The sequence below is a fragment of the Paenisporosarcina sp. P4_E4_2 genome (assembly GCF_056401595.1).
Genome location: NZ_JBFUJC010000406.1, coordinates 1 through 2,557, shown reverse-complemented (window position 1 = coordinate 2,557; position 2,557 = coordinate 1). Strand labels below are relative to the sequence as shown.

4 protein-coding genes are annotated in these 2,557 nt (G+C 35.7%); all 4 read right to left on the bottom strand.

From position 1 onward, the window contains the following. Nucleotides 1–356 precede the first annotated feature (356 nt). Nucleotides 357–1,319: an MBL fold metallo-hydrolase gene (locus tag AC1DSB_RS17870; RefSeq protein ID WP_477587263.1), complete on the bottom strand. Its 963-nt coding sequence runs from the start codon at nucleotides 1,317–1,319 to the stop codon at nucleotides 357–359. Between the two features lie 190 nt (nucleotides 1,320–1,509). Further along, nucleotides 1,510–1,902 (bottom strand): DUF4181 domain-containing protein, encoded by a 393-nt coding sequence (locus AC1DSB_RS17865; protein ID WP_477533027.1) that lies wholly within the window; start codon nucleotides 1,900–1,902, stop codon nucleotides 1,510–1,512. Nucleotides 1,903–1,977: 75 nt separating this feature from the next. Continuing rightward, nucleotides 1,978–2,208, bottom strand: a complete 231-nt coding sequence (locus tag AC1DSB_RS17860; protein ID WP_477587262.1) for a hypothetical protein — start codon at nucleotides 2,206–2,208, stop codon at nucleotides 1,978–1,980. Between the two features lie 81 nt (nucleotides 2,209–2,289). Beyond that, nucleotides 2,290–2,557 (bottom strand): hypothetical protein (locus tag AC1DSB_RS17855; RefSeq protein ID WP_477587261.1); only part of this gene is annotated, 268 nt, incomplete at its 5' end.

Sequence of the window (2,557 nt, the reverse complement as noted above, 5' to 3'; positions counted from 1 at the left end):
TGTCTGGTAATTCTCAACGCCATTTCATATCGTTCAATCATCATTTTGAAAAATGCAACATTTTCTATGTCAACATTTTCGATTTTCTCGCTCTCTTCCTTTATTAAAGTAGAAACAGAGTTTTTATAATTAAAATATTTCAACCTTCTTCTCCTTTTATTCACTTCTGATTGCTAGTGCTTTTTTATCCCCGTGAGTTCATTTAGCTGTTTTTGATTAGGATTTTCCACAGTAATTCAGTTACATTTTAGCATTTACTTGTTAAACTAACCTGTTCCGTTAGCCATCCATGCACCGCAAATTCAGCACTGCAAGGGAAGAAAATGGATACAGACCGGGTACCCAAATCCCTGAGGTTACCAATCTTTCGGCTTTATGTTCTTATTCATCCAATTTTTTTGTGGTGCTTTGTATGGGGTGGCGGCTATTAAATGATTATTGTGCCAGTTTGCTGCTCCCGAGCGAATCATTTCATCGAGTAGGATTGGAATAAATTCTTCTGGCTGAAGTTGGAAAGAGTGGCGTGCAAAATCTTGGAACCAACCACACTTTAGCAGATAGTTATCGATTTCTTCTTTTGCCAATCCGTTTTTAATGATTAACGTGAATGAAAAAATCCTCTTGCAGGCATGCCATGAAATTTTTTCTGGCATCTTGAGCCACTTTTCAAGCCTTGCTCTTGCAGCATCAATGGCATCCAGAGGATTCTCCATTAGAGGTCCATGTCCTGAATATGCCTTTTGAATCCGGAGCATGGACAACCGATCCAAACTTTCTAYAGATCGTTGGATAGATGTGACACCCTCTCGAAAGATATTTAACCATCCAATATCATTTTTGTGAAAGAGATCCCCGCAAATTAATATCTCTTCTTCAGGTTCATATAAAGAAATATGCCCTAACGTATGACCTGGTGTGTGCAAGACTTTCAAGGTTCTACTTCCTGTATTAATCTCATCGTTATCTGAGAGCTTTGTATCTACTCGATAAGGTTCTACAGACTGATCTAACCATTCTGCACCACAGGCTTCAGGGTCACAAAAATTAATTAAATCAGCGTCCCATTTATGCGTAGCAATCGAAACACCATAATTTTTTTGAAGATAAAAATTGCCTCCTACATGATCACTGTGATAGTGCGTATTCACAATAAGGTGTAATTCTTCTGGTGAAACGCCTGTTTCTTTAATTAATTGCTCTGTCTCTTTCGCTTCACTCCCAAAACCGGTATCAATAAGTATAGGCAGTCGATCCTTAATAAGGATCATGTTTGCACTTGGAAAATTTCTTTCAAAGAAAATAATACTGTTTTTTTTCATAAGCTATTCCTCCTCCACAACCCGGGATTTCCTTTTATTCGATAATCTTGGAGGATAATCCTTCTTCAACAAACCTGCCCCGTTAGTTGAATAAGAAAAAGGCTTTACCCCTTATTGAAGTAAAGCACCCGTTAGTTGAAGAAGATTTACTTACTGACTTAGCAACCACACTGTCTACAACTAAGCAGTTTTATTGTGTAATAAATTGAATGACTATTACTATTGCAAGTAACATTATTACCCCTTCGCTAAGAGTTAGAATATATTGTTTGGGGTTCTGCGAATATTTCCTCTCAAAAAATGCTCTTACTGGATAATCTAGTCCAATGCAGAAAATTGGTATTAGTAAAAGGTAATTTGGATAATTTTCAACTATCACCAATATATTGGTAATTATAATTGTGATAATAGAAGTAATTCTGATACCCCAATCAATTTTCCTGTGCAGATTGTTTATGTGGTTGTAAGAAAAAAAGGACTTTTTTTCTTTTTCAATCTTAAGTACTTTTTTCAAAAGAAGTTTTACTACCACATTTAAACCAAACACTATCAACACAAAGAGTGCCAACTTTATCAAGAACATATGATCCTCCCGTTATTAAAATGACCTACTCTATAGTTGTAAAAGTAACTTAGGGATCTTCCACTAAAGCACTCGTTAGTTAAATAAAATAGCAGGTWAATTTGTCGACTTTTTATGTACCCCTTTATTTCCAAACTTCCTAATATAGAAAAAAGTACAAGTAAGAATTGCACCCATAATCATCCCGATTACTGTTAAGTTTATTCCTGTCCCCGTGTGAGTACCATCTGCACGAAAAGTTGCATTAGCATATATCGAGACGCAAACGATAATGAAACCAATCCATTCAAAAATCTTAGTTCTCATCACTCAACCCCCCCTTATAAATAAATTATAACATAATTTACCAATTAGAAAACACCCTCCTTCCTCATCTAACCTGCCTCGTTAGTTGAATAACTTCAACCACCAAGGATAATCAAATTGACCATCTGAAATCTGATAGAAGTCACCAAATATACCTAAATGAGTCATCCCGTGCTCATGAGCGACAACTGGAGTGTAGGTTGAAAACATATAAAAGTTTATTCTTTCAATTTGAATACTTGGTGGTGTTTCTTCCCATTCAATATACTGAAGGTATTCCTGTTTAGTTGGGTTTGTTGCTATCATTAAAACAATAATAAGAACAAGTAAAGCACTGATGATATACCTC